Below are 25,713 nucleotides of genomic sequence, written 5' to 3'. Positions count from 1 at the left end.
TCGTGTGTTCATAGGTTTGTAAGTTTGTCAATTTCCACCAAACCAACTCTTTACAGTCTATATTACTTCATCCCAGAGATCGTGTAACCTTCAATAATATGTTTTTGGAAAAATGAGAAAATAATAATTATCGGCACAACCATGAACGCAGCCCCTGCCATTTGCAGGCCGAAGTCAGTACCATGCTCCCCTTTTAACAAAGACAATCCTACTGATAAGGTGTAGAGAGAATCATCGTTTGCCATAATGAGCGGCCAGAGGAAGCTATTCCATGCACCGATAAAAGTAAGTATGCCTTGAACCGCAAACACCGGCTTCGCGATTGGCAGGATAAGTCGGAAAAATATTTTAATTTCCCCTGCTCCATCAAGACGTGCAGCCTCTAGCAAATCCATCGGTATCGTCGTCATAAACTGACGGAATAAGAAAATACCGAATGCTCCAACGAGCCCTGGCAGCACGATTCCCGTCATCGTATTTGTTAGTCCCATCGCATTGACGATCAAATACACTGGAATCATCGTAACTTGGCCTGGAATCATCATCGTCGCCAACACCAAGTAAAACATTTTGTTACGTCCAGGAAAATCAAACTTGGCAAACGCATAGCCAGCCATCGCGTTAAGCAACAATCCAATAAAGGACCAAAATACAATCGTCATCGTGTTTTGGAAATAAACGAGAAAGTCCATCTCCAAAAACAATCGTTTATAATTATCAAGCGTCGGCTGATCAGGAAAAATCGTTGGCGGTACAGCTGTAAATTCATTAGCTGGCTTGAAAGATGAACCGATCATCCAAATGAACGGAATCATCATAATAACGCCTCCCACAACGAGAAGTGTTGTCATAAATACCTTTTCAAGTCGTCTAGCGGTCATCCTATATTCCTCCTTCCCATTCCATACGGTTCAGAAAGCTGCTTATTAATACTCCACATCTTTTTTCCTTACAATGAACTGAATGATGGTCGCTGCAATAATAAATAGGAAGAGAACAAAGGAACCTGCAGCAGCATAACCGAAATTACTGAGCTGGAATCCGTTATTGTAAATAAAGAGCGCCATGGACATCGTTTCATTCAATGGTCCACCTTTTGTCATTACGAGCGGTTCCTCGAAAAATTGTATCCAACCGATTAGCGTCGTGATCGTGACAAAGAAAGTAGCAAAGCCAAGCAGCGGAACAGTAATGTAAAACAGCCTTTGCCGTTTGCTCGCGCCATCGATTTCAGCAGCCTCATAATACGTACGTGGAATTCCTTGAAGGGCAGCTAAGAAAATGATCATATTAACGCCCATCGACTTCCACAGTGCCATTAAAATTAATGACAATTTCGCCAAAACCGGGTCCTGAAGCCATTTCTGTGCGGGAATATCAAACCAAGACAACATATGATTAAATAATCCGTACTGACTGTTGTACAAATAGCCCCATACGACAGCGACGGCTACAATGTTCGTGATTGAAGGCATATAATAGATAACTCGGAATGTCTTAAACAGCCGTCCTGTTCCGTAATTAAGCAGCAGGGCAGCACTCATAGAAAGAATGATAACGAGCGGAACCCCGACGACGACGTAGAAAGCTGTGTTATAGATCGATTTCAAAAATACCGGGTCTTTAAACAACTGTACAAAATTATCGAAGCCCACTGCACTAATGTTGGAGTAGTCAGCAAGCCCAGCTAGATCGATGTCTGTAAAGCTAATGACCAATGCAATAAGGATTGGAATGATTGAGAATACGATTAGCAACAGAAGCGTAGGTGCAATAAATAAGTATGGGACTCTGTATTTGGTCCACTGCTTCCAAATATGCTGCATCGTCTTTCACCCCCTCGGATTATAGCTGCAGCCTGCCCACGTCGGAGCAAGCCGCATCGAACATACAACATGATTGCTAGTTTTGATCTAGCAATCAGCTAACTATGAAAGTAAAGCTTTACTTGCTTAAGATTTCTTTTGCCTTCTCATTCAAAGCATCTAGCTCAGTCTTCACATCAGCATCACCGACTGTAATCTGCTCGAAACTAGCGATAATCGATTGAGCAATCGTTTCCCATTCTTTAATGAATGGAGCAGGACGGGAATTTTCCAACTGTTTGCCGAATGCAGCGACAAGCGGCTCTTGCAACTTATCATCGTTCCAAGCTTCTTTTACAGATGGAAGCGTGTTGGCCATCTCATACCATTTCAGCTGTGTCTCTTTCTCAGACATGTAGGAAATGAACTTCACTGCTTCATCCGCCATTTTCGTATGACTGAATACGGAAAGATTCGATCCACCGATGGAAGAAGTATTCGTTTTCTTCGCAGGCAACACTATTGTTGCCCATTTTCCATCAATCTCTGGCGCCTTTTCCTTTACAGTACCAATCATCCAAGGACCACTAATGAACATAGGGATCGTTCCATCTTTGAACGCTACAGTAAGATCCAAATCTAGACCTTGCGGCACCAAACCTTCATCCCAGAAGCTCTTCAAATATTCGATGGACTCCACATACTCTGGCTGATTAAATAATGGCTCGCGCTTGTCATTAATTAACTCACTGCCGTTCTGCCAACCGAACAAGGCGGTCGTGATTTGGTCGCGTCCATCGATGGTAATACCGTATTTCCCTTCTCCTCGTGCTGTCAGCTTCTTCGAAGCTTCCTTCAGATCATCCCATGTTTTCGGACCTTCTGGATAACCCGCCTCTGCTAGCAAGTCTGTGCGATAATAGAGCACACGCGTCTCTACATACCATGGAATGCCTACGACTTTACCGTCATGTTTCATCGTTTGAACGGCTCCATCGAAATAGTTCTCTTCTTTTAAGTTCGGATATTTCTCCATGTAAGAAGTCAAATCAAGCAATGCGCCTGCATTCGCGAATTCCGGTATCCAAGATGTGCCCATTTGGATTACATCAGGACCGCTTTTTGAAGCTACTGCCGTCATCAACTTGTCATGAGCGTTCCCCCAAGGGATCGCTTGCACATCGATTTTGACGCCTGGATTTTGCTGCTCATACTGCTTTACCAACTCAGGCAGTTTCTGTCCCTCTCCACCCATTGCCCAAACTTTTAACACCTTTTCTCCATCTGCTGTTTCTTTAGACCCACCTGAACAACCAACTAAAGCTACCGAAAACATGAGTAATACCGTCAAAGCTAATAATAACGATTTTCTCTTCATTTCCATTCACCTCGTCTTTAATGTACGTGCTCTTCAACCCGTAATGATGAATACTTATAAATTCGAAACGTTTCGATAATTGTCGAAAATACGACCACTTTTCGTGCAAAAATACCTGATTATGATAATACTAAATACTTCAAACCATCCTTATTAATTATGCAAACAACCTGCTCTACAAGTAAACAGCTGTTTACGAGCAAAGGACACTTCACTAATAAAATAACTTAACCATGATTCGAAACGTTTCGATGATCATATTATAATCTTGCATGTTAGCGTTTTCAACTACTTTTTTATTACTCACATTTGCGAGCGGTTAAACACCGTAAAATAAAAGACCTGGCATTAGCCAGGCCATGTTCAACATATACACTGCATCCTTAGTTACCACCCTATGAATATATGTAATAAAGTAAGTGGGGCGTGTTGCCCCGTCATCTCAGTCGAGTTGACCGAAGCAGTTACACCTTCAGGTTCATACAGAACGGTACGTGAATCTCTCGGTTCATAAAACTCTTATCACTCAACCTATTACCATAAAATATTCCGAGAGCCCCATTATCGTTGGATGCAATGCCTTAAACCAAGCCCCGTGAATCAAGATGAAACAATAAAAAATGCTGCGGTTTCAACAAAAAACGTGGTGTCGGAGCAACTACGTAAAAAGGAGTAGCCTAATCTTCTTGGGCTAATGCATAGAGAAATTGATTCTTTCACCAAACCGATCTTGACAAAGAAGAGCGAGAGAATGATATAATATCACGCATAAGAAATTATTTACAAATTATGAATAGCGGTGTTTTTATGTAAAATTTATGATTAAAATGAAAATTAATCTTATTGCTCTATGAAACTAATTGGAGGTTATTAAATGAAACTAAAAATTAAAAATATGATTTTAAGCCTCATTGCTTTGTTGACTCTGATTGCGATACAATCACCTAGTACATCCGCTTATGAAAATGAGCAGCTCAATCATAGCCTGGAGATTCGAAAAAAATTAGGGTTAAATACAGACGTTAATGAAGTAAGCAGAATAAATGCCAACTTTCAAGTAACTGAGAATAACTTTGGTATACCACTAACTATTGAAGAACTAGCCGAAATGAATGTTCGTGCTGAGCTGATTGCTGAAGCTTCAGATTTTCAAAATAACTTAGCTGAACTAGGATTGAGTTCTATATTCTCTGGTTTGTATCTGGACCATCAAGACAACGGTACTCTCAAAATAGGTTTGGTTAATCTTGACAAACAAACACAAAACATAGAAACTATAAAAAACTTATTCGCCAGTAGTAACAAAGAACGGATTAAATTTTTCAACACAACTCTAAATGAAAATCAATTAATTAAGTTACAAAATGAAATTAACCTCTTAATGGATAGACACCCCATAAATTACACAGATATTTCCGTGAAATCAAATAAGGTAATTGTTGGGGTTTCAGAAAATAATGCTGATGTCTCCCAGGCCATATTGAATCTTTCACCCCGAAACATTGAGATACGTAAAGAACCTATTCTAATGAACCCTAATAGTAGGACATCATACTCCAGACCTTTAAAGGGCGGGCTAGCAATTCAACTAGGAGGTTATTGCACAGGCTCCGTGACTGCACGAAAACAACAATCTAATTCTTCATATAAGTATTATTATATAACGGCTGCTCATTGTGGTGAAGTAAACAGCACTTGGACTCAGGGCGGTGTTATAATCGGAAAGATTTCATATCGAAATTATGGAGGACAGTCTGATATGGCAGCCATTGAAATTAATTCAGCTCATGCATCGCATAAAATATACAACACTTTGGATGGTACACCAAGTGATGTGGATATAACAGCTATCGAGCATAAGGATGTGGTGGGAACCTATCTTTGCATGGCTGGATACTCCAAAACCTATCCACAATGTGGAACATTAGAGAGCAAAAATTATTCAGCATATAATCAACTCGGAGTAAAATTTACAAACCTAAGAACAACTAATATTACATCTTCTGTTGGCGGAGATAGTGGAGGTCCCTATTATGCTCGAGGTCCTAGTGACCCGATTGAGAAGCGTAGATTCCATGGCGTACACAATGGACTTCTACGTGATTCGCAAGGCAATCCAATTGGTACGTATTATAGCCATGTAAATAGAATTTTTGCCGATCTTGGTATGGATCAAATTTTGACGGAACATATTGCTTATTAAATCTTGCATAAGTAGGAGAAATCTTATGAAATATGTACTACTCCTTTTATCTATCTGTACATTGTTATTTACGACAAACTGTGTAAAAGTTGATCAAGTTCTTTCCGAAATGGAAATCAGCGACACGATGACTGATTCTATTACTTTAGACGATTTTCGAATTGAAGTAACGATTAGAAAAATAGATAACAACGCAATTGAAGTACAGAGACAATTGAAGTATATAGGAAATAATACTGTCACCATTCACCATGCCAACCCTCTTATATATACGATAATAGAAACCACTGAAAATAAGCCCTTATTGAACTGGGAGAGCGTTGGCTATTATAAAACCCTGCAGCCAAACGATGTATATCAACACGATAAAGATATCACATTCCGTGATATAAAGAATAACAGCGTATTACGCGTATGGGCCAACTTTTCAGTAGAAGATAAAGAATACAACATTCCTCTATCTATTTCATTAGATTAGCGCTAGAAAAGAGCACTCAATAAAATTAAACACTTAATAAAGAACGAGCACAACCAAAGAAAAGTTAAAAGTGGCGACAGCTCCCATATAGTCTACTCGGGAGACATCGCCACTTTTTTTACTATACGGAGTTTAGCTGCTTTTTATTAAGTTCCTTCATCTATCTAAACCAGCGTATTTTCAGCTAAACTTCCCGTCATGTAAACAGGTTCACTCATCATTACATGAACTCTTTTTCACTCGCTAGCACAAGGGGAAAGCATCAACTGTTCTATATAAAAATCATCTTTTCAACCTGCTCGACTACATCACTCCACCGTAAATCGCTTAATAATACGGACGTTATTCTCTTGAGCCGTAGTCCAAAATTCTACTGTATACGATTTGCCCCGCTCCAGCTTTGCTTGATGATCATAAGTCATCGTCTCATTAGGACGAAGTGAGCTTTCACCAAGCACTTGCATAAACATTTGGTCTGCGGATAAATGCTCAACAGTACCTCCAGTTTCATCCCTAATAATCAAGTCAAATCGTTGCGATGTATTATACTCCAACAACAACGTCTCCGATCCCGTATTGCGTACGGTAAATAGGAAATTGGTCTTTCCTGTCGCTGCATCGGTACTAATCTGGACATCTGTCGTCAATACGCCAGCTGCACGTTGGTCGGTACCTGTATTTGCCAAGATTCTCACCAGTTTAGTAACATCTTTGCGCTTAACTTCCGTACGGAACGATGTCGCATCCGTCAATATACCTTTATTCAATGCCGTAAATACATACGGAGCGGCCCACGCGGAGCTATCCAATAGTTCCTTCGATCCCGTTTCTAACGTAACCTTGTCATCTAGGGGAATCTTAAAACCTTTCATCAAAGCAACCAGCAATTGTTCCAATGTAACCTTATCATTCGGTTTAAAATGATTATTCGACACTCCACTCATCAACTTCGCTTCTACCACAGCAGGTATAGCCCCATTGTTGACTGCCCAATGTGCTGTCGTATCTTCGAAGGACGAAGATGTCGTCGTTGAACGAAGTTCAAATAAACGAGTAAGCACAGTCGCCAGCTCAGCGCGTGTCAGATTATCTTCAAACCGATCATGGATTAGGCGTACAGGCATCTTAAACTCAGGCATAAGCGGAGCGGCATAAGCAGACGATCCAAGTACGCCGAATACAACCAACATAACGATAGCTATCTTTTTCTTCATAGCCTTGCTCCTTTCGCATCTTTATGTTCATAGACGACCCTCCAACTTATATTGTTGCAGACAGTTGCTTATCTGATTCAAAAAAGAAGATTTATATCTATTATGTCTTCATCGCGTTCAATCTCACCCCGAATACGATCGAGCCTAGTCTGCATTCTTTCTGTGAGCTGCCCTTCTGCTTTCTTTTCACTAATCGCAATGTACAATAGGAACTGACGGAGCTTCAAAAAGGTTGGTATCCGTTCTAGCTCTTCACGCTCAAACATACGATGCCGTGTATACCCTTCTAAGAAGCAGGTGACGAACTCCCGAATGGCCTCACTACTCGGACCGACGTGATTGCCTTTTATCACATAATATAAAATGACAGCTGCGTCGTTAACATACCAGTTATACTGCATATCATCAAAATCGAATAAAGTAATTTGTCCATCCGCAACAAAATAGTTCCCGCGATGACAGTCATAATGGATAAGCCCGTAGTTATTAGGTGTCACCGGAAAAGCATGCAATTGTTCGAGCACCTCTTGCCCGTATTTCATAATAGCCGGCTCGCCCTGTAACAATTTCGAAAAATTATGTAAACGCGGCTCCTCATGCCATTGGTTACGAACATATGATGGGTCTGAAGGTGTATACACCTCTGCAAGCCGATGCATTCGACCTACAATGTCTCCTAATTGCACAAATAAGGCAGGCGCCCAATCCTCCTCTGACACTTTACCACCCTTAGCCTTTTCATAACTAACGAAGTAAAATTGAGCTACCTTATATACATACTGCCCATCTATCGTCGGAATACAACGAGATACAGATATTCCGTTCTCAGCTAAATAATTTATATATTCTACTTCTGCCAGCAGCATCAATTTGGTACGACGCTCGCGGTTAATAATTTTAAGGATGTAGGCCTGATTTTCCTTCGTATATTCATAGACATAGCTTTCAAAACCGCCAATTTCAATCATCGCGCTTGGTGCTACACCGTATAACATTGCCGCTACTGCTACAACATCATGTAACTTTACGCTAGTTACTGCATCATTCATGCAGCATCCCCTCATCTCTTTTACATCTCTTTCCATTCATTTAATCAGGAATATAAGTACATGTAAAGAGGAACCGTTACCTGGGCGCATACATACAATAATAAGAAATGTATCGTTAGATGGAGGTAATGCCAACATGCCATGCTCCTGCCAACAACCCAAGCCCGGCATTTTATATCAGGGCGATCCAAATGTATTAGGGAAATGGAAAACCTATCGTGACTCGATGCAAGAGGTACTTCAACCTCATCTTCATAGGACCGTTCGGATAACTCTTGATAATGGCAATATGTATGAAGGTACAATCGTTGGAGTCGATGGAAGTTTTCTATTACTAGAAGTAATGATGCCTACAGCAGTTGCTCAAGCTGCCCAATCTGGTGCTGAAGGATATGCTGCATCACATGAGCACAGAAATTATCGCAACGTTATTTTACCTCTCGTGCTGTATGAACTGCTTGTCATTACATTGCTCCTATAGGGACATATAGTGACAATCCTTATCAATAAAAATGCCGCATCGCCACGCTTAGTTAGCGTGCAGCTAGATGCGGCATTTTTAATCATTCTAACTGACTTTATGAGCTTGTTTCAAGCACTCTTCTCGTGCTCTTTATTGCGCTTGTTCCGTAGATGTAGCTGTCTTTACTTGCTTCTCCGGCGTAAAGCGCAGCATGGATACTAGAATCAATGCGAGGGATAGTGCGCCAAAGATACCAGCCATATACTGCAGCCCAATCGTATCCAGCAGCAATCCTACCGTCAGGAGCACGACTTGAAACATGACCCGATCAATCATGCTGCGGAATGAGAAGAAGCGACCATGATATTCTTTAGGAATCGTCGTCTGAAAATAAGTAGAGAGCAGCGGGAAATAACAACCTGCCGCAAAGCCAAACAATCCGAAGGAAGCCAGCGCAACCCAGGCATAGTCTGCAAATAACAACATGAATTGAGATATGGCTATCATCACAGAGAACAAATATAACCGATTAAGCAAATTACCGTTGCCTGAAATATGCCGTACAAGAAAAGCTGCTACGATAAAGCAAATCCCTTCCACCGCATATAACGCACCTTTAATCTGAGAACTTTGATGCATTTCACTAATATTGATGACCATAAGGTTGAATGCACCAATGAATAGCAATGGAACAATAGAAATAATAAGCGCCATCGTTGCTACAGGCATATTTTTCAGCATAGGAATCACTTCTTTAAAGCTGCCTTTCGATCCATGACGCTTGTTGTTGTCTTCTTTCTTCGCTTCGTCTACACGTAGCATCATCGTAGATAGTAACAACAGCACATAAGCGACAAATGAGGCCATGTATAACGTATACAAGTCAACGACCATTAACAAGCTTCCTGCCAACGCAGTACCTAATATTCGCGCTATGGTAGAAGCATTCATATTCACCCCATTTAAAGTAATGAGGTCTTTCTCAGCGACAATTTGCGGTATTAACGCTTGTAGAGCAGGCAAAGTAAATGCAGCTGAGATTTGTAAAAACACAGCGAACATCACCATCCATGCTACTGAATCAAAAGCAAGTGCAAGAAACATAAAGCATACACTTATTAATCGTCCAATACCGGAATAGATAAGTATCGTCTTTTTCTTATTCGCATCGATAACTCTCCCCGCTAAAGGGCCGACCATAACACCTGCCAATAAGCCCGTAAACAGAATCAAGGACTTCATAAAATCAGATGGGACATGCGCCTGCATAAATTCCAAGTTCGCGATAATCGACATCCACAAGCCTAAGCTCGCAATAAATTCCCCTGCCAGTACAATCCATACATTGCGATTTCTCCACATTCTCTATCCACCTCATTTCATATGTATAATTTTCCTCATTTTTTAATGTTCCTATCATACCAGCAGTCCCCTAAACAAACAACTGTTCGCTATCAAAACATACATAAAAGCAGGCCCGTGGCTCAACACCAAGACCTGCTTGAAAAGACGGTATTATGAATAAATAAAGATATGGATGAGACATAAAGTCATATACCTAAGTTCTGACCTACCACTTCATCTTCCGACAAGGACATTCCATCATGAATGCTACGATTCATCTGATCTGACCAGCGTTGATAAGCCTGCACATGTTCAGCCAGAACACCTGTAGCAATCTCTGCATAAAGCTCGCCAATTAATCGACTAGCTTCACTGAACGGTTCTATCCCATCCACGGTCATAACACCATAGGAACCAAGCGGAAGGCAAAGCAAGGTTTGGTATGGACTCTTGGAATCCGTATTGCGCTCCCAATCTTCGTCCCTCGTTACATCAGCGCATTGGATAATGGACTGTTTGCGATAGGTGCGCCCTGCAACTGAACGATCAACATGCAGCTGCCGTTCACCGACATAATGCTTCGGGAAACCAGCTGAGGCGAAGCGAAGTGTCAACTTCTGATCCGCATACAGCCATATGCCGCATCGATGATGTCCTCCGGGCTGGCGTTTCATGTCGATAGCAATCATGTCGAGCATCCTTTGCATTAAGAACGCTGTGTCTGTCAGTACGTTATAAGCATCCTGCGTGGAACGCAGGTCGTTTAACGTCTCAAGAAAAGGCTTCATATTACGCAAAGCGGATATCGTCTGCTGTGCAGCCTGCTCACTGTTCAGTTTATCCGTTTGAACTTGATCCATCTTCTCCTGATAGCCTTGCAGTCGTTCATCACGCTTCAATACATCCGTAATCATTTCACTAAATTTCTTATTAATGTACATCGTGCGGACAAAATAAAACAACAATCCCACTGCCAATACGACAGCAAATAAATGATATCCCCAAGGCGGCAATTTATCCAAAACTACTTTGATAACCGCTTCCATCCTCACCCCTCCTTGCTCGAACGCTCGACCATGTAATGGTACATGCATATGCAGCAAGTGAAGCGAACATGCATTCTTGAAGAAAAAAATAAGGAATAATTGTTAAATTACATCCAACTTACTGCAAGATGCTGTCGGAATAAGCTTCGATGCAATATGAATTGGATATTATACAAATCAAAGTATTAAGCTCTATGAGCATATACCAATTAAGAACGAGGCATTCTCCGCATCATCACCAACAAAATTCCACAAGCAAATACATAACCAACTGAATACATCAAAAATTGAATTTTTCTTCCAAGGGTAACCGTTGTTCCATCCTGCCATGAGAAATCTGGAGTATGAAAGCCAGCTTGCAGCTGTGCCGCTTGTGCAACTTCAGCTGTTTGCTGAGCAGCTGCGTGCAATTGATCCGTCCACATAAAATACTGAAAAAATCCTCCAGCAGCTATAAACATAATGACAAACAACCATAACATTTTTCGTTTCATCATCATTACCTCCCGGCATCCATATAATTATGGTTTTCTCTTAATCCCAGCCTTTTGTCCATTCATGATGCATACGAATTCGTCCATTCAAATAATAAGAAGCCAAATCGTACATGTTCGTAATCGGACATGCTCTGGCAACGCTTACAACTTGGTTGGACGTTTATTTACTTTTCACCATTACTAAAGATATTGAATAGACAATTGAACTTATTAGAGGGCTTCTCAGTTCCGTAATCATCCACGCTTAATTGCAAGTAGCAAGTATGATAGTTCGACTGACATGAGGTAAGAGCAGCGGCGGCTGTAGATGAAGGGATGATTGAATGAAATGCCGATTGCCTGTTGGAACTGTATATGTATAGTATAACGCAATCATTCACAAATAATCCATACTTTTTTCACACATTATTCACATCTATCACAAAATTTCAGTTGCTTTATCAGACACTTAAGAGAAATAAATGTGAAATAACAAATAGAAAAGCCAATTTATAAGAAGTGAGTGGAGAGTTTTTTCCGATTAAAAGTGAGAAGAGTGAATTTGCGAACATTGAGTAGTGAATAATGAGTAATAAGTCCAATTTAGCGCAGCACATAAATGGTTTAAATGCTTATATTGATGCAAAAATGCATCTTTTGATTCCATTTTTACGAAGTTCCATCAAATTCGTGCATATATGCATGTATTTTGCTCCTTTTTGCGTTTTAAGGGCTTAATCCAATAAAAAACCTGCATATTTGCATCCTTTTTGACTTTTCTTCCGGTTTAAGCAAAGAAGGATGCACTATTGTAGTTTTTGTATTAACTGTGCTGCTAACGATCATGTCTCCGCAAAATAAAAATTATTAATGCGTAATGAAGTAACATCGTAGCAAAAAGGCCGAGTCCGGGTTCTAAAAGGAACCCTAACTCGACCGACCTTCCATGCATAGCACAGTCCTCATTTTTTATATTAAGTTGTACCCTACAACTTTGCAGCAAGCTCTTTTGCCAGCGGTGGCAGCCAATTTTGCAACTCTTCAAACTCAAACCCAGCTTTACGAGCAGCGCTATTATCCATTAACCAACTGTCTGGTACGCCAAATGGAGAACGAGCATCGTCAGATCCAGTGTTCGTCATGATTGCTTTTTTCCCAACTGCCTGCTCCACAATGTTCATAACCTCTGCAAGCGATATCGTTCCATTGGAACATGCATTAATAGGACCTTTCCATAACTGGTTACCCGCCCATTCTAGGAATGACGCCGCTTCTCTTGATTGGATATAGTTCATATGAGCATTCACATTTGGCATATAAATAGGAGTTTCATTGTTCACGCGCTCCAGATGATATTCCAATCGCTTCGTATAATCATCTGGCCCCAGCACGATTGGTAACCGTACAGAAGTAACAGGAAATGCAGCCTTCTGATGGAACACGGCTTCGCATAATTGCTTCCCTTTTTGATAAGACAACTGCTCTTCTCCTAGTGATTCATCCAAACCAACATTATACGGGTCGAAATCTGATTCGACGTGCAGCCTGCCTGTAGGATTGTATACCGATAAGGTTGAGGTAAATACATAATGACCTACTCGCCCTTCAAACGCCTCAACCGCATACTGCGCGGCTTCGGGAGAATAGCATATATTATCGTAAACGATATCCCACTCATCCAGTTGAGCAGCAGCTTGAACGGAATGACGGTCTGCGCGATCTAAGATAACACGCTGTACTTGTTCACCAAAAGAATCAGCAGTGATTCCACGTGTAGCAATTGTAACTTGATCTCCATTTTCCAACAGTCGCTGTACTAGCCTTTTTCCAAAAAACCTTGTTCCACCCATCACTAAAATGCGTCTCATATGTAATTTCAACTCCTACAATTGTATGTATGAATGCACAAAAACCGCCCAGTTTCCTTCAAATGTATTGAAAAAAACTAGACGGTTCTTCTTCATGTTCGTTATGATATTTATGTTATTCATCACGAGTGACGTATTGCTGTAGGTGAAGCTGATACAGCTGCAGCCTTAGACTGAACTTTCTCCACTACTGGACGATGTACGGTAATTCCACCTTGTACCATCCATGTAATGACTTGACCTGCAATGCCGACCGCAAGAATGGTGTACAACACATCCATGATAGGCAAATACATCAAGGACACTAGCAATACGACTACGTCAAATATAATAAATACAGTACCTACACTTAACTTGGTGACACGGCTTACGAATAACGCCATAATGTCGTCACCGCCAGTTGCTCCGCCAAAGCGCAGCACTAGTCCTGCACCGAATCCGGTCAAAATACCGGAAACGACAGCCGCCCAGAACAAATTAGGGCCGAAGTCAAGCACGAGCGTGGAAAACTGCTCGCACAAATAGTACGTAAGCGAAAATGCGCCTGCAGCAATCGCTGTGTTCATAATAAAGGTACGGCCTTTCAAAAAATATGCCGCGATAAAAACAGGAATATCTAATACAAGTACTGTAACCGCTGGCGACCAGTCAAATGCATATTTGCCTAGCAGTGCCAACCCTACAAAACCACCTTCAGCCAAGTTGTTCTGAAAGTTAATGTGATAATAACTAAATGCTAGTAGTACGGATCCTAGCAACATCCATGCAATCTTACGTAATTGTTCATTTCTCCTCATCATAGTAACCTCTCGCTTCTGTTGTCGTTGTTGTCCTTCGACAGACAGCGAGGGCAAGAGATGAGGACTTCATCCTTCGAATCATCATAGTTCTCGCTTCCTTTTCCGCAGTCTGTCATACCGTCGTGGCAACTTTACTCTGCGAAGGGAAGCTAGATGTAGGAAAGATCATAACGTTTCCAGATTGTCCTTTGGGGCATCATCCTTCGGGGACGCATTGGTATCCTGATCCTTTCTTTTGTTTGGTTTGAGTCAGAGATTTTTCTCTCACTTACATATATTATACCATATAAATCACACGCTCCAAAGCAGCTTCATTCCTTAAATATCGGCGCCGTTTGCTGTATAACGGAATGAACCGTTGGAAATGCTGAAGATCTCCACTCAAGTTCTGCTTCCTCTTGGATTTGCTCTTAAATGCTCCTATAAGGACACTATTGACTTGATATTCCACCACTGGAACCGATTGTCCACAAGATGTTCATCAACCTATCACATTCCTTGTGCGTTAAATCACACTGTGACAGATTAGAAAAATTTAAGATTAACTTGTGAAGGAAATTAAGCGACTGGCAGCTAATTTAGTGCTGACCATCATTAAACCACAACCATATAGAAGTCAAAATCATGTCATTTTTGAAAATGGATGGAGGACACCACTATGTTATCTTCCCGTACTATTGAAATTGTTAAATCTACAGTCCCTGTTCTCGGCGAACACGGTACTGCCATTACAAAACGTTTTTACGCACTCTTGTTTGAGAATCATCCCGAACTACTTAATATTTTCAATCATGCGAATCAAAGCCAACACCGTCAGCAAACTGCACTTGCTAATGTAGTATATGCAGCTGCCGCAAATATCGATAAACTGGAAACCTTACTTCCCGTCGTCAAGCAAATTGGGCATAAGCATCGGGCGCTCAATGTTAAGCCGGAGCACTATCCTATCGTAGGAAAATACTTGCTCATGGCAATAAAAGACGTACTCGGAGACGCAGCTACAGATGAAATTATTTCGGCTTGGGGGGAAGCTTACGGGGTTATCGCCAATGTATTCATCCAAGTAGAAGTTGATATGTATAAGGAAGCAGAGCAGCAGCCAGGCGGTTGGAGCGACTATCGTCCCTTCATTGTTATGCGCAAAGTTCAAGAAACGGAATTCATCACTTCCTTCTACCTGAAACCGCATGATAATGGCCCTATTGCTCATTTTGCTCCGGGACAATATATTACGGTTCGTGTGAAACCAGAAGGTTCCGCAAATACACAACTTCGCCATTACAGTTTGTCACTTGCACCAGGCGGTGATTTATATCGAATCACGGTCAAGCGCGAGGGAGCAGATGATAATAAACCTGGAGGAGTCGTTTCCTGTTACTTGCATGATGCTGTACACGTCGGGGATACATTAGAGCTAACTCCACCTGCTGGTGATTTCATTTTGAATCAGGAGAAAAACACTCCTGTCGTTCTGATCAGCGGTGGTGTAGGATTAACGCCAATGGTCAGCATGCTGCATACACTTGCTAAGCAAGAGTCAGCACGCGAAACGATTTATATTCATGCAACAAAGAACCGTGAGCAGCATGCTTTACGGAACGAAGTAGATAAACTATCTAAAGAGCATTCTCACGTTACAGTCTTGACTTGCTACGAAGAAAGAGCAGTTGGTATGGACTGTGATCATCTAGGATACATTGATGCCCCGTGGCTCAAGTCTGTGCTGTCCACGAACCATCTTGCAGAAGCAGACTTCTACTTCTGTGGACCTGTTCCATTTATGAAATCGATGAATGCCCTATTGCAACAAATTGGTGTCGCTGCGGATCGCATCCATTTTGAGTTCTTTGGACCATCAGGGTCATTAGAATAAATAATAAATAGTGCGATATAGCCTACTGCTTACTTAATAGAGAAATGCCCTTAACCAGTTTAGAAGTTAAGGGCATTTTTATGTAAAAAACGTTACTCTACTTTATCGCTAAAAGTAGCTTGAATAACTTAAATAATCCAAAATGACGATAAACTGGTTGACTACTATCTGTATTCTCCTGATCTTGATGACTCATAATAGACCTCCTATGAATGTAACATAGATTTGTGTATACGAGGCATTTCAAGCTATTTTCCACAAGTACATACTTAAGTCAGCAACTTCATTAATTCACCAATATGGTTAAAATATTTCCTCGGAAATACACCTGCTTTTTTCATCTTTTCTACGTCCGCTCGATAAGCGATAAATTCGATCCCAGCACTTTCTGACGCTTTCCCATCAATCCAAGCATCTCCTATTGATAGCCAGTCTCTAGCCGAAGTATTTGGGTAACAATCAAGAATAAACACAAAACCGTCCGGGGATGGCTTTAGGGATCGCATTTGTTCTCTACCAGCTATATGATCAAAATAATGAATGATACCGTTATCTCGCAATGCTGCATTGGCAGCTTTCACTGAATTGTTAGTAACTACAGCTAAATGGTAGCTTCCATGCAATTTTTCCAAAAGCTCAGTGACACCGGACTCCAGCACTGCACCATCCATGCCTGCTACTTCATGCTTAACAGGGATTTCCCACATCGCTTGCAGCAACTCTGATGTCATCCGATTTGTTGCGACCGCTTCTTCTATAATGGTAGAGGTTGTGTACTGCTGTAAAGAAAGTCCTTCGGGTAGAATCTGCTGTTCCACGAGGAACGAATATGTCTCTTCCTTCATAGTTTGGAAATCAATACTCGATTGCAGCAATGTATTGTCCATATCGAAGATAATACCCTTTATATGCTTGTAGCTATTAGACATTCTGTTCTTTGAAGGTTCAGCACTATTATTCTTCTCACTCTTATCATCAAATACGTCCATCTTCTCCCACCTCACTTCATCCTGCGCTTCAGCTCACTATATTGATCCTATCGCCTGCTCGCTGAATCGAATACGCTTTAATGATAAAAGAACACCAAGTACAGCAACGTACATGGTGTTCCGCATAAATAAATTCATAGCTACATGCAAAATTACATAGCCCCACTAGGGATAAAACGATTCATCCAGCCGACAATTCGATCTAATCGCTCAATTCGAAGTTCTGGGTGACCGCTGCGCGACAAGTTATGGTTAGCATCTGGGAAACGGACGAATTGTGTCGCTTTGCCCTGACGTTTCAAAGCAATAAACAATTGCTCCGCTTGTTCAATCGGGCAGCGCAAATCTTGTTCCCCATGCAAAATCAATAGAGGAGTATTCATCTTTTCTACATAAGCAATCGGAGAGTGCTTCCACAGCTTCTCCATATCTGCCCATGCATTTCCATCGATTTGATCCTCTGTAAAGTAATAACCGATATCACTTACTCCATAGAATGAAATCCAATTACTAATAGAGCGCTGTGTGACAGCTGCTATGAAGCGATCCGTATGACCGACAATCCAGTTCGTCATAAAACCACCGTAGCTCCCACCCGTCACGCCCATGCGCGTTTCATCAATGTAATCGAAATTTGCAATTGCGTAATCGACTGCTTCCATTAAATCTTGATAGTCGCGCCCACCATAGTCGCCACGGCATGCATTTACAAACTTTTGCCCATAACCATGCCCACCGCGTGGATTTGTATAAATAACAGCATAACCTTGTGCAGCAAGCAATTGGAACTCATGCATAAAGGAGCTTGCGTACATGCCATGGGGGCCGCCATGAATTTCAAGAATAGTTGGATACTTACACCCTTTTTCCATTCCTACAGGTGGAACCATCCAACCTTGAACCTTCCAACCGTCAGATGTCTCGAACCAGAATATCTCTGGCTTGCTCAATTCCAGTTCACCGAGAAATGCATCATTATGATGAGTTAATTGAACTTCCGTTTTCGTTTCCAAGTTAAATGAGAATAATTCGCCAGGCTGCATCATATCAGCCTTCACCATTACGATACTTGTCTCATCCTCAGTAAGTTCAAATTGGATAATCTCTTGAGGCCCTTCAGTTAATAGCTCATGTGTACCATCCAAACCAAACTTAATGATGTGTACACTTCCTTCGATCGTAGCAAGGGTATAAATGGTTTGCCCGTCTTTGCTGAATAGCGGGCCCTCAAATTCCCCAGCCTTCATATCTGTAATCGCATTGTTGCCCAACTGCCAATCCAAGTGCTGAGAGTGACAAGTAAGATTACCTTCTGGATAACTCAATGTATATAATCGCTGCAGCGATGCAAATCCGTGCGAATAATCTGAAGCATGGAATGCAATGGTTCGACCATCAGGTGCGAATGTAGGCTTGCCAATCGTTAACCTAGAATCTGTTATTCTACGAGATTCCCCATTTGTACGTTCAACGATGAATAAATCATTCGTTCGCGTTAGATCAGGATCGACCGTCTCATCTTGCAGCTTCTTTGCCGTGTATGCAATTGTTGTGCTATCCGGAGCCCACGCAAAGCTCGTAACATCGAACTCTCCACTCGTTAGTACTTTGGATTCATCTGTTGTACAGTCGTGTACAAATAGATGCGTTCTCTTCCCATTCCAAAGTCCTGACCCATCAGACTTATACATAAGTCGATCCACAACGTGAGCTTGCTTGCCTGCCTTGCGAATTTTTTCTTCATCTTCTTTAGATGCTTCTGTTAATGCCGCAGCAGCCTCTACTTTGGACAAGTAAAGTATGTACTGCCCATCCGGTGAGAAAGCAAAGCTTGAAACACCAGTTTCAGCCTTCGTAACCGCATAAGCTTCGCCACCAGAAACATCCATCATCCATACTTGATTATGTTCTCCATCCTTACGAAGAAAGGCAAATGAAGTTCCATTCTGTGACCACGCAGGGGATGAATCTCCCGAGCCTTGTGTCCAAGCACGATCCTGCTCCCCATTGCTAGTTACGACACGAATCGATGTATCGTACCCGCTTCTATCTTCGTTAACTTTCTTCGATACATACGCAATACGATTGCTGACTGGACAGACGGAAGGATTGCTCACCCATTTGAACTTAAATAAATCCTCAGAAGTTATGTTACGTTTCCCCACTTGCTGTCTCCTCCTCCGATGATTACGTATACAATAACCCGTCCGGATATCCGAACGGGTTATGTATCTTCTTACATCATATCATCATATTAGAAAATATTGCATATAGGTTTGGACATAATTAATCTTTCGTTCTGTTCTACTCGTAGATAGAACGCATGTACAGGCCTGTTATCAGCTTTGTAATTCGCGAGCCGCCGATTGTTCATAAATGCGATACATATCCAACTCTTCGTCCATTTCCTTTGCAACGAGAAAAGCGTCTTGTGCACTCTTCTTATTGTGGAGTACCTCGTAAAAGTAACGCACTACGAACATAAGTGCAGAGCTGCCGTAAGGATAATCATCCGGTCCGATATACGTTTGGCAGCCCCCATTTAAAAAAGCTTGCGCCAGCTTCGGATCACCAAGTGAACATCCGTTAGCAATAACGATCTTGCCTGGCAAGTTTATGAATCGCGCTACTTCCTCAGGGCCAAAATCATCCCTCGGCTCATGCTCTTCATAAACAGACTCGTCCAGCTCAGGCATCACAAAGCTTCCTTCATCCCCATGAAAGCTAAAAATAATGACATCCGTGTCCGGATAAAGATCTTTTCCAGATAGAATGTCCATAAGATCAGAAGGCCTGCCAATCCAATACGTTATAACACGAGCATCGAATGATTCCAAAGTCGCTCGGATCGCATTTGCCTCCATATCACTGTCTGGCCCACACACTAACGCAATACTCATAACGGGTTTACTCATTTTTATTCCTCCAATATATGAATAGTTATTTGGATAGATATGAGATCCAACTACTACAATGGAGGTGATCGGGCTCGGTATTCGACCCTAATAGCTACACGTTAATGCTTTGCTCTTGTCATGTTAATGACACTCCTCTTTTACCAAATTTATAATATTTTGATAGATTGGATATATAGTATCATGCCTAATATTACCATTTCAACTTTCCGCAGTTCTGCTTCAACAATGAACAAAATGAAAAACCACATAATATACATAATGATGGCCTGCTATCCTTGATTCACTTCGTTTGAATGATATTGAATATGAATTAAGAAGGTGAAGTATGAAAATTTGGCACAAACATAAACCTACTTTTGAATATGAGCAGCTAGAGCCTCGAATCGTACAGCACTCTGCCTGGGTAGGACATCGCCATTTCTGTTATGACTACATCCAGCATTATGAACCACCTGTAGTTGTAGAACTGGGTACACATTGGGGAGCTTCCTTTTTTAGTATGTGTCAAGCGGTAAAGGACGCTGTATTGCCTACTTCATGCTATGCCTTAGATACATGGTTGGGAGATGCACACTCAGGCCAGTACGGACACGAAGTATATGAACAGGTATCCTCTATCGCTTCTACGTTATATCCAACCTTTACACACTTATTACGTGCAACCTTCGATGAAGCATTGGATCAATTTGAAAATGGCTCAATCGACCTGCTTCATATTGATGGATTTCATTCCTACGAGGCTGTAAAACATGATTATGAAACATGGCTGCCAAAGCTTGCCACGCACGGAGTCGTATGGTTCCACGATATTTCCATCCATGCATTTGGCTTTGGAGTATGGAAATTGTGGTACGAGTTAAAAGAACAACATCCTTCCCTTCAATTTGAGCACTCTGGCGGGCTAGGCATTTTATTCCCAAAAGGAATCAACAAGCATTATGATGTACTAGAAAAGCAATGGATAGAGCTCAAACCAGGCTACGAAAAATAAAATAATTCCTGTACGAAACAGCGCAACGTACCTAAGTAGGACGTTGCGCTGTGTTTAGTATAGGTCAACTTAGCAAAACTTTGTGATAGAGGCTATGCTAGCGAGCTTGCACTAATGAATCGCATCCTTTTCTTGAGAACAAGGTTCAAAATAAATTTCTATATCACTAATCAGTACATTTTCGTTATAAGCGGTCGAATTGTCTACCTGCAATAACGGAAACGATCTCTGCATGAGCCGCACTTGAGATTCGTTCGACACTATATCCGTATCCGCACGCGCACATAACATCGCAACACCAATCGTATCTTCCGTAATAAAGCGTTTTAATGCTCGAATCTTTCTTCTCATCTGGTTAGATATATATTCATCAACATTGAGCAGCATGAGGTAGGGACACTCTGCTTCCTCCACAGCTCGTTGCCATTGCTTCTGTTTGCCTATATTCGAATGCCCCGAAACATATTTAGCCCTGTACGTAGTCGCAACCTCGCTGCATGTTCCTGTACAATCGACAACAATAATTTCATCCGCAATCTCCTTAATGGAGTCTAGCGCTCTAATTAGGGCAGTTTCTGTGACTGCAATAACACAACAACTGAGCTTTACATCTTCTTTATAGATCAAATCAAATATATCTGCGCCCCACTTCTCTTTTGCCTTCTTGCGATTTATCCCCATTAAATGCTGCACATTGTTTTTTTGTTCATCCACCATGTCGTTCATTGTTGCATGACCCACATGGTGGATGAAGCAGGCATTGGCAATATACAACCTATAGCCAGCTTTGGCAGCCCGCAAGCACAAATCGTCGTCTTCAAAGTTACCTATATCGTACAATTCATCAAAACCTCCGACTTCATCGAGCACCTTGCGCTTTACAAGCAGACAAAAACCGATCAGACGACGTACCTCTGTCGTTTTACCTGCATTGACAATTTGATGTTCATGCGCGAATACATTTAGATCGAACAATTCCTTATACGGTACAGGTATTATTTGATGGCCGCTTGAATAATTGGTCAATGGCCCTACTATTCCAATATCCGGACTTGCATACAAAGCGTCTATAAGATGTGTCAGCCAGTTCGGAGTTACAACCGTATCATTATTTAAAAATAAAATTTGGTCCCCAGTTGCAATGGCCATCCCTTGATTGCACCCAGTTGCAAATCCTTTATTATACTCGTTGCAGATGAGCGTCACATCTGGTTGCTGTTTCAAGTACATCACTGTCAAATCCGTCGAACCGTTATCCACCACAATTAATTCATAGGGCTCAGTTGTATATTTTCGGATGCTCGCCAAGCAAAGTAACGTATGGTGAAATTGATTAAGCGTAAGCATAATAATACTCGTCTTACCTATTTTCATACTTCGCTCCCTCCACCATCATGGTCTGAATGAACGGAATTAACAGATACAAGTTCATATTTTTCTCTCAAAATTCGCTTGAAATAGTTCTGATTGTACAGCATGCTTGGATGGTCGGGATAGTAACTAAGCGCGATCTCATTATAATAGCAAGCCTTTTCGGGTTGGCCCATTTGGTCGTAGCAAACACAAAGCTTCAGATTAGGAATCCATGTCCATGTCGAAGATTGCGTCATCGTCAATTGGTCAGACGGAATTACGAGTTGTGTTGCCTGTTCAAACCAATAAATAGCTTGATGATGGCGTTTATTGGTAAGCATCCACTCTCCAATTTGGCAGCAAATATCCGAATGCGGCTTATCATATTCGAACGAACGGAACAGCACCGACAGCCGCTCAGATTCTTGATTGAGCTTTTCGTGACAGGACTCCATTTTCAGGCAAGCCTGAATACAATCCTCATACCACCCTTGCTTCGTTTCCAGAAATTGTTCATAACAATCAAGCGCTTCTTTATAACGAGCATGATCTTTCAGCTCATTTGCATAATAGTACAAGTCTCGTGGTGTAAACGCTTCTCCAGCCGCCAGTCTATTTTCATAGATTCGCAAATTTCGATCGGTATACTGCTTATCTTTTTTATGGTATACACATATTTCACTATGAAAAATAGGGCCGCTAACTTCTAAATATTCATGGACCGGACCAATCCATGTAAAGTTCGCATCTCTTCGTACAAGTCGGTTGCGGCGAAGCGAGAACAATGGCTCTCCCGACTCATTTGTCGTCAGCACATAAGGCATACTTACACTTTTAATATCCCTTGACAGATTACGTTTTAACTCTTTTAATGCGATACGATCTTTGCTTTCGATAACATCATCTGCATCCAACCATAAGATATATTCCTTTGTCGCCTTGCTAAATGCAAAGTTTCTTGCTGCACTAAAATCGTCTACCCACTCAAAGTTATATAGTTTAGCTCCATTTTGACCGGCTATTAGCTTCGTATTATCCGTGGATCCTGTGTCCACAATGATTACTTCGTCCACGATATCACTTACGCTGTCAAGACAGCGCTGCAAGCTCTCTTCTTCATTTTTTACAATCATGCATAGGCTAATCTTAATCGCTGACAAATCTAACTGAACCTGTATCAGCAAGCGCTCAAGGGCTTGTTGCGCCAGTTCATACTTGGTATTGCTTGCAAGGGATTGTTCATAGGCTTGTATCGCCTCCTGACGTCGGTCTAACTTCTCATAACAGAGGCCGATACGGTACCATGCATGAAAGCTGCCCATACCGCGCATCGTGAGATGCTGCAAACTCCCCTCACCTAGTTCAATGCAATGTTCGAAGGATTCAAGTGCTAGTGCCGGTCTATTTTTGTGATAAAGTATGAGGCCTTTATAATAATGTAGATCCACGTAATCTGGATAAAGGAGAATGACATGTTCAATAGAAGGCCAGGCTCCCTCATAGGAGCCGTTTGAGAGAAGAATATCGTATTTTAATTTGTAGCAAAATGAGGGGGGAAACTGCTGGTTCTTTATAAATAATTCGATTGCTGCATTCACTGTTTCATAGGCTTCTTCATACTGCCGTAGACGGTAATACTCGCTTGCCAAATGATAGTCAATCCAAGGAATACTCCCCTTGTTCTGCTTCTCTTTTAAGAGCAACTGCTTGTTGCGTTCAGATTTGCACCGCCCGTCAACAACAGCATTCCGATAACCAAAATGATGTACTCTGACAGGAAGCTGATGAACAGGGAAATTCTCCCCTAATATTTCTTGTGTATTCAGCTGTTCGTACACGCATCCTTTGAATTGAAGCCCTTTATAATTACGGAACACGCGCTGCTGGTATAACAAAAAGGCATCGTCTAAGTTTTCGTTGGCTCCCATATAGGTAATAAGCTCTATGAGCGCAATATCGGCTTCTTGCACATTCCATATTTCACGCAAGGATAACGCTGTATCTGAGTCCAATTGCTCGTCTGCATCCAACCATAAGATCCACTCTCCTGAAGCTTGCTGTAGGCTATAGTTGCGTGCTTCAGCGAAGTTATCCTGCCATTCAAACGGAAATACTTGTGCACCATGGGCTTTGCATATGGCTGGCGTTTCATCCGTTGATCCTGTATCTACAACGATGATTTCATCAACGACATGTTTAACACTGGCCAGACATTTATCAATAAAGAATGCCTCATCCTTCACAATCATGCACAAAGATATGCGATTAGCCGTGACGCCCTGATCAGTCTGATGCATACTTCTCATCCTTCCTAAGAAAATACACAGTCAAGCCACTTATTCAAATAATCTTGTCTACTGATGTTTATGATCACATATAATGTCGAACAAATAGCTTCCGGTACCGTTCATAAGAAACGTGGTCAAATTCATCGCCATTGTAATGAATACACCATGGGCTTTGCAGTACAGGAACACCTACTACGTATCCCGCAAGCGCCATTTCTTTGGAATGTGCAGAATCATAAAAGTGGAAGCCATCGAATACATCATTACGCCAAGGAAAATGGACACTTGTCGCCATAAAAAGTCCATCTATCGCTTCTACTTCTACATAATCAGTGGACTCACGAGCTCCGTGGTCAAAACGTAGAAGCTGGTACCTGTCACTCCGATGCTCAATTACTTGACCAACCAATCGCTCTCCCTCCCACCATATCCCACTGGAGGGGAGTTCTACACATCCTGCAAGCCCGATCATGCCCAACTGAGGATGTCGATCAAACAGTCGAATGAGATCATAGATCATGCCTTGATGAATGAGAAACGTATCTTGATGAATAAAAATTCGATAGGTCGCCTCAAGTTGAAACGCACAGTTATAGCCGCTGGCCATACTTTTAGCATTTCTGACTTCATATAGCTCTACCGTGAAACCTGGCGGAATAAATAAATTAGCAATTTGTCGTTTGGCTTGTTGAAATAATGCTTCATTATTTACGCACATTACAAACAAAATTCGCTGTAATCCCATATCTACTCGGCCATTGCTAATGGTGTAATTGGCAAGCTATTCATAATGCTATCTAACTTGATTTGAAGCAATATTTCTTTCTTCATTACTTCTTGCAATGTTCTTACTACGCTGCTGTCTATAGCAAGCAAATTAGAAATTGTAGCAGGTGGAGATAGCCCCTCACTTCCAGGCAAAGTCCCGATCACATATTGAATTCTTTCGGCCTCAGCATTAATAATATTCGCCAAAGCCAACCCTTCAAGTGCAGTGGACGCTAATAACAAGTTAACCGAATCGTCGAGCGTAATGGAAATTGTAGGTGTAACATTAGGTATGTTAGCTTGAGACATTTTCAAATCACCTCTGTAATTGAATGTAAAGGCTTTTGCTCCTTCTATGTCTATGCGCATTAATCTAGAAAACTGAACCATCACATCCTATGAGCATCGC

At 41.6% G+C, this 25,713-nt stretch carries 22 protein-coding genes; 5 read left to right on the top strand and 17 right to left on the bottom strand.

The features are described 5' to 3' along the window. Positions 1 to 62: 62 nt before the first annotated feature. From NQ117_RS16855 to NQ117_RS16845, 3 genes are all read right to left on the bottom strand, one after another. On the bottom strand, positions 63 to 881 hold the full coding sequence (locus NQ117_RS16855; protein ID WP_258279192.1) for a carbohydrate ABC transporter permease: 819 nt from the start codon (positions 879 to 881) through the stop codon (positions 63 to 65). A gap of 45 nt (positions 882 to 926) precedes the next feature. After that, positions 927 to 1,826 (bottom strand): carbohydrate ABC transporter permease, encoded by a 900-nt coding sequence (locus NQ117_RS16850; protein WP_258279191.1) that lies wholly within the window; start codon positions 1,824 to 1,826, stop codon positions 927 to 929. A 118-nt stretch (positions 1,827 to 1,944) separates the two neighbouring features. Beyond that, on the bottom strand, positions 1,945 to 3,183 hold the full coding sequence (locus NQ117_RS16845; protein WP_258279190.1) for a sugar ABC transporter substrate-binding protein: 1,239 nt from the start codon (positions 3,181 to 3,183) through the stop codon (positions 1,945 to 1,947). 874 nt (positions 3,184 to 4,057) lie between these two features. Here NQ117_RS16845 and NQ117_RS16840 point away from each other — a divergent pair. Then, entirely contained in the window at positions 4,058 to 5,386 is a 1,329-nt protein-coding gene (locus NQ117_RS16840) for a S1 family peptidase (protein WP_258279189.1), read from the top strand. A gap of 25 nt (positions 5,387 to 5,411) precedes the next feature. After that, the gene (locus NQ117_RS16835; RefSeq protein WP_258279188.1) at positions 5,412 to 5,864 is read left to right on the top strand and encodes a hypothetical protein; all 453 of its coding nucleotides are present in this window, start codon (positions 5,412 to 5,414) and stop codon (positions 5,862 to 5,864) included. A 308-nt stretch (positions 5,865 to 6,172) separates the two neighbouring features. Here NQ117_RS16835 and NQ117_RS16830 read toward each other — a convergent pair whose 3' ends face one another. Next, positions 6,173 to 7,078: a BsuPI-related putative proteinase inhibitor gene (locus tag NQ117_RS16830; protein ID WP_258279187.1), complete on the bottom strand. Its 906-nt coding sequence runs from the start codon at positions 7,076 to 7,078 to the stop codon at positions 6,173 to 6,175. A gap of 77 nt (positions 7,079 to 7,155) precedes the next feature. Next, positions 7,156 to 8,127, bottom strand: coding sequence for a phosphotransferase enzyme family protein (locus tag NQ117_RS16825; protein ID WP_258279186.1), 972 nt, complete (start codon positions 8,125 to 8,127; stop codon positions 7,156 to 7,158). Between the two features lie 136 nt (positions 8,128 to 8,263). Here NQ117_RS16825 and NQ117_RS16820 point away from each other — a divergent pair, with 136 nt between their 5' ends. Then, positions 8,264 to 8,608: an LSm family protein gene (locus NQ117_RS16820; protein WP_258279185.1), complete on the top strand. Its 345-nt coding sequence runs from the start codon at positions 8,264 to 8,266 to the stop codon at positions 8,606 to 8,608. A gap of 132 nt (positions 8,609 to 8,740) precedes the next feature. Here NQ117_RS16820 and NQ117_RS16815 read toward each other — a convergent pair whose 3' ends face one another. From NQ117_RS16815 to NQ117_RS16795, 5 genes are all read right to left on the bottom strand, one after another. Then, positions 8,741 to 9,952, bottom strand: coding sequence for an MFS transporter (locus NQ117_RS16815; RefSeq protein ID WP_258279184.1), 1,212 nt, complete (start codon positions 9,950 to 9,952; stop codon positions 8,741 to 8,743). Positions 9,953 to 10,140: 188 nt separating this feature from the next. Next, complete coding sequence (locus NQ117_RS16810) at positions 10,141 to 10,980, bottom strand: GAF domain-containing protein (protein ID WP_258279183.1); 840 nt, start codon at positions 10,978 to 10,980, stop codon at positions 10,141 to 10,143. 209 nt (positions 10,981 to 11,189) lie between these two features. Continuing rightward, on the bottom strand, positions 11,190 to 11,474 hold the full coding sequence (locus tag NQ117_RS16805; RefSeq protein ID WP_258279182.1) for a hypothetical protein: 285 nt from the start codon (positions 11,472 to 11,474) through the stop codon (positions 11,190 to 11,192). A gap of 968 nt (positions 11,475 to 12,442) precedes the next feature. Continuing rightward, the gene (locus NQ117_RS16800; protein WP_258279181.1) at positions 12,443 to 13,324 is read right to left on the bottom strand and encodes an NAD-dependent epimerase/dehydratase family protein; all 882 of its coding nucleotides are present in this window, start codon (positions 13,322 to 13,324) and stop codon (positions 12,443 to 12,445) included. Positions 13,325 to 13,446: 122 nt separating this feature from the next. Continuing rightward, complete coding sequence (locus tag NQ117_RS16795) at positions 13,447 to 14,124, bottom strand: YitT family protein (protein WP_375163084.1); 678 nt, start codon at positions 14,122 to 14,124, stop codon at positions 13,447 to 13,449. 658 nt (positions 14,125 to 14,782) lie between these two features. Here NQ117_RS16795 and hmpA point away from each other — a divergent pair. Further along, the gene (hmpA, locus tag NQ117_RS16790) at positions 14,783 to 15,997 is read left to right on the top strand and encodes an NO-inducible flavohemoprotein (protein ID WP_258279180.1); all 1,215 of its coding nucleotides are present in this window, start codon (positions 14,783 to 14,785) and stop codon (positions 15,995 to 15,997) included. A 269-nt stretch (positions 15,998 to 16,266) separates the two neighbouring features. Here the strand turns inward: hmpA and NQ117_RS16785 are convergent, their stop codons facing one another. From NQ117_RS16785 to NQ117_RS16775, 3 genes are all read right to left on the bottom strand, one after another. Beyond that, a complete protein-coding gene (locus tag NQ117_RS16785) occupies positions 16,267 to 16,986 on the bottom strand; it encodes an HAD family hydrolase (RefSeq protein ID WP_258279179.1) in 720 nt (239 codons plus the stop codon). Positions 16,987 to 17,138: 152 nt separating this feature from the next. Further along, positions 17,139 to 19,151, bottom strand: coding sequence for a S9 family peptidase (locus NQ117_RS16780; RefSeq protein ID WP_258279178.1), 2,013 nt, complete (start codon positions 19,149 to 19,151; stop codon positions 17,139 to 17,141). A gap of 174 nt (positions 19,152 to 19,325) precedes the next feature. Beyond that, positions 19,326 to 19,901: a delta-aminolevulinic acid dehydratase gene (locus NQ117_RS16775; protein ID WP_258279177.1), complete on the bottom strand. Its 576-nt coding sequence runs from the start codon at positions 19,899 to 19,901 to the stop codon at positions 19,326 to 19,328. Positions 19,902 to 20,229: 328 nt separating this feature from the next. Here NQ117_RS16775 and NQ117_RS16770 point away from each other — a divergent pair, with 328 nt between their 5' ends. Further along, positions 20,230 to 20,895 (top strand): class I SAM-dependent methyltransferase, encoded by a 666-nt coding sequence (locus NQ117_RS16770; RefSeq protein ID WP_258279176.1) that lies wholly within the window; start codon positions 20,230 to 20,232, stop codon positions 20,893 to 20,895. 111 nt (positions 20,896 to 21,006) lie between these two features. Here the strand turns inward: NQ117_RS16770 and NQ117_RS16765 are convergent, their stop codons facing one another. From NQ117_RS16765 to NQ117_RS16750, 4 genes are all read right to left on the bottom strand, one after another. Continuing rightward, complete coding sequence (locus tag NQ117_RS16765; RefSeq protein WP_258279175.1) at positions 21,007 to 22,269, bottom strand: glycosyltransferase family 2 protein; 1,263 nt, start codon at positions 22,267 to 22,269, stop codon at positions 21,007 to 21,009. Continuing rightward, positions 22,266 to 24,545, bottom strand: a complete 2,280-nt coding sequence (locus tag NQ117_RS16760) for a glycosyltransferase (protein WP_258279174.1) — start codon at positions 24,543 to 24,545, stop codon at positions 22,266 to 22,268. Before NQ117_RS16760 ends, NQ117_RS16765 begins: the two co-directional genes overlap by 4 nt. Before the next feature lie 73 nt (positions 24,546 to 24,618). After that, entirely contained in the window at positions 24,619 to 25,281 is a 663-nt protein-coding gene (locus NQ117_RS16755; RefSeq protein WP_258279173.1) for a glycosyltransferase family protein, read from the bottom strand. A 2-nt stretch (positions 25,282 to 25,283) separates the two neighbouring features. Further along, on the bottom strand, positions 25,284 to 25,613 hold the full coding sequence (locus NQ117_RS16750; protein WP_258279172.1) for an alpha-helical endospore appendage domain-containing protein: 330 nt from the start codon (positions 25,611 to 25,613) through the stop codon (positions 25,284 to 25,286). Positions 25,614 to 25,713 lie beyond the last annotated feature (100 nt).

The sequence above is a fragment of the Paenibacillus sp. SC116 genome, assembly GCF_024733555.1.
Classification (GTDB): Bacteria; Bacillota; Bacilli; order Paenibacillales; family Paenibacillaceae; genus Paenibacillus_B.
Note: the sequence above shows the minus strand (reverse complement) of the source record. Positions and strands in the feature narration are given on the sequence as shown.

Excerpts from the sequence above, each read along its gene's own strand:
- hmpA (WP_258279180.1), top strand. The coding sequence starts at position 14,783 with ATGTTATCTTCCCGTACTATTGAAATTGTTAAATCTACAGTCCCTGTT.
- NQ117_RS16775 (WP_258279177.1), bottom strand. The coding sequence starts at position 19,901 with ATGAGTAAACCCGTTATGAGTATTGCGTTAGTGTGTGGGCCAGACAGT.
- NQ117_RS16795 (WP_375163084.1), bottom strand. The coding sequence starts at position 14,124 with ATGATGAGGAGAAATGAACAATTACGTAAGATTGCATGGATGTTGCTA.
- NQ117_RS16765 (WP_258279175.1), bottom strand. The coding sequence starts at position 22,269 with ATGAAAATAGGTAAGACGAGTATTATTATGCTTACGCTTAATCAATTT.
- NQ117_RS16755 (WP_258279173.1), bottom strand. The coding sequence starts at position 25,281 with ATGGGATTACAGCGAATTTTGTTTGTAATGTGCGTAAATAATGAAGCA.
- NQ117_RS16825 (WP_258279186.1), bottom strand. The coding sequence starts at position 8,127 with ATGAATGATGCAGTAACTAGCGTAAAGTTACATGATGTTGTAGCAGTA.
- NQ117_RS16845 (WP_258279190.1), bottom strand. The coding sequence starts at position 3,183 with ATGAAGAGAAAATCGTTATTATTAGCTTTGACGGTATTACTCATGTTT.
- NQ117_RS16815 (WP_258279184.1), bottom strand. The coding sequence starts at position 9,952 with ATGTGGAGAAATCGCAATGTATGGATTGTACTGGCAGGGGAATTTATT.
- NQ117_RS16840 (WP_258279189.1), top strand. The coding sequence starts at position 4,058 with ATGAAACTAAAAATTAAAAATATGATTTTAAGCCTCATTGCTTTGTTG.
- NQ117_RS16760 (WP_258279174.1), bottom strand. The coding sequence starts at position 24,545 with ATGCATCAGACTGATCAGGGCGTCACGGCTAATCGCATATCTTTGTGC.
- NQ117_RS16850 (WP_258279191.1), bottom strand. The coding sequence starts at position 1,826 with ATGCAGCATATTTGGAAGCAGTGGACCAAATACAGAGTCCCATACTTA.
- NQ117_RS16805 (WP_258279182.1), bottom strand. The coding sequence starts at position 11,474 with ATGAAACGAAAAATGTTATGGTTGTTTGTCATTATGTTTATAGCTGCT.
- NQ117_RS16785 (WP_258279179.1), bottom strand. The coding sequence starts at position 16,986 with ATGGACGTATTTGATGATAAGAGTGAGAAGAATAATAGTGCTGAACCT.
- NQ117_RS16830 (WP_258279187.1), bottom strand. The coding sequence starts at position 7,078 with ATGAAGAAAAAGATAGCTATCGTTATGTTGGTTGTATTCGGCGTACTT.
- NQ117_RS16810 (WP_258279183.1), bottom strand. The coding sequence starts at position 10,980 with ATGGAAGCGGTTATCAAAGTAGTTTTGGATAAATTGCCGCCTTGGGGA.
- NQ117_RS16835 (WP_258279188.1), top strand. The coding sequence starts at position 5,412 with ATGAAATATGTACTACTCCTTTTATCTATCTGTACATTGTTATTTACG.
- NQ117_RS16800 (WP_258279181.1), bottom strand. The coding sequence starts at position 13,324 with ATGAGACGCATTTTAGTGATGGGTGGAACAAGGTTTTTTGGAAAAAGG.
- NQ117_RS16855 (WP_258279192.1), bottom strand. The coding sequence starts at position 881 with ATGACCGCTAGACGACTTGAAAAGGTATTTATGACAACACTTCTCGTT.
- NQ117_RS16820 (WP_258279185.1), top strand. The coding sequence starts at position 8,264 with ATGCCATGCTCCTGCCAACAACCCAAGCCCGGCATTTTATATCAGGGC.
- NQ117_RS16750 (WP_258279172.1), bottom strand. The coding sequence starts at position 25,613 with ATGTCTCAAGCTAACATACCTAATGTTACACCTACAATTTCCATTACG.
- NQ117_RS16770 (WP_258279176.1), top strand. The coding sequence starts at position 20,230 with ATGAAAATTTGGCACAAACATAAACCTACTTTTGAATATGAGCAGCTA.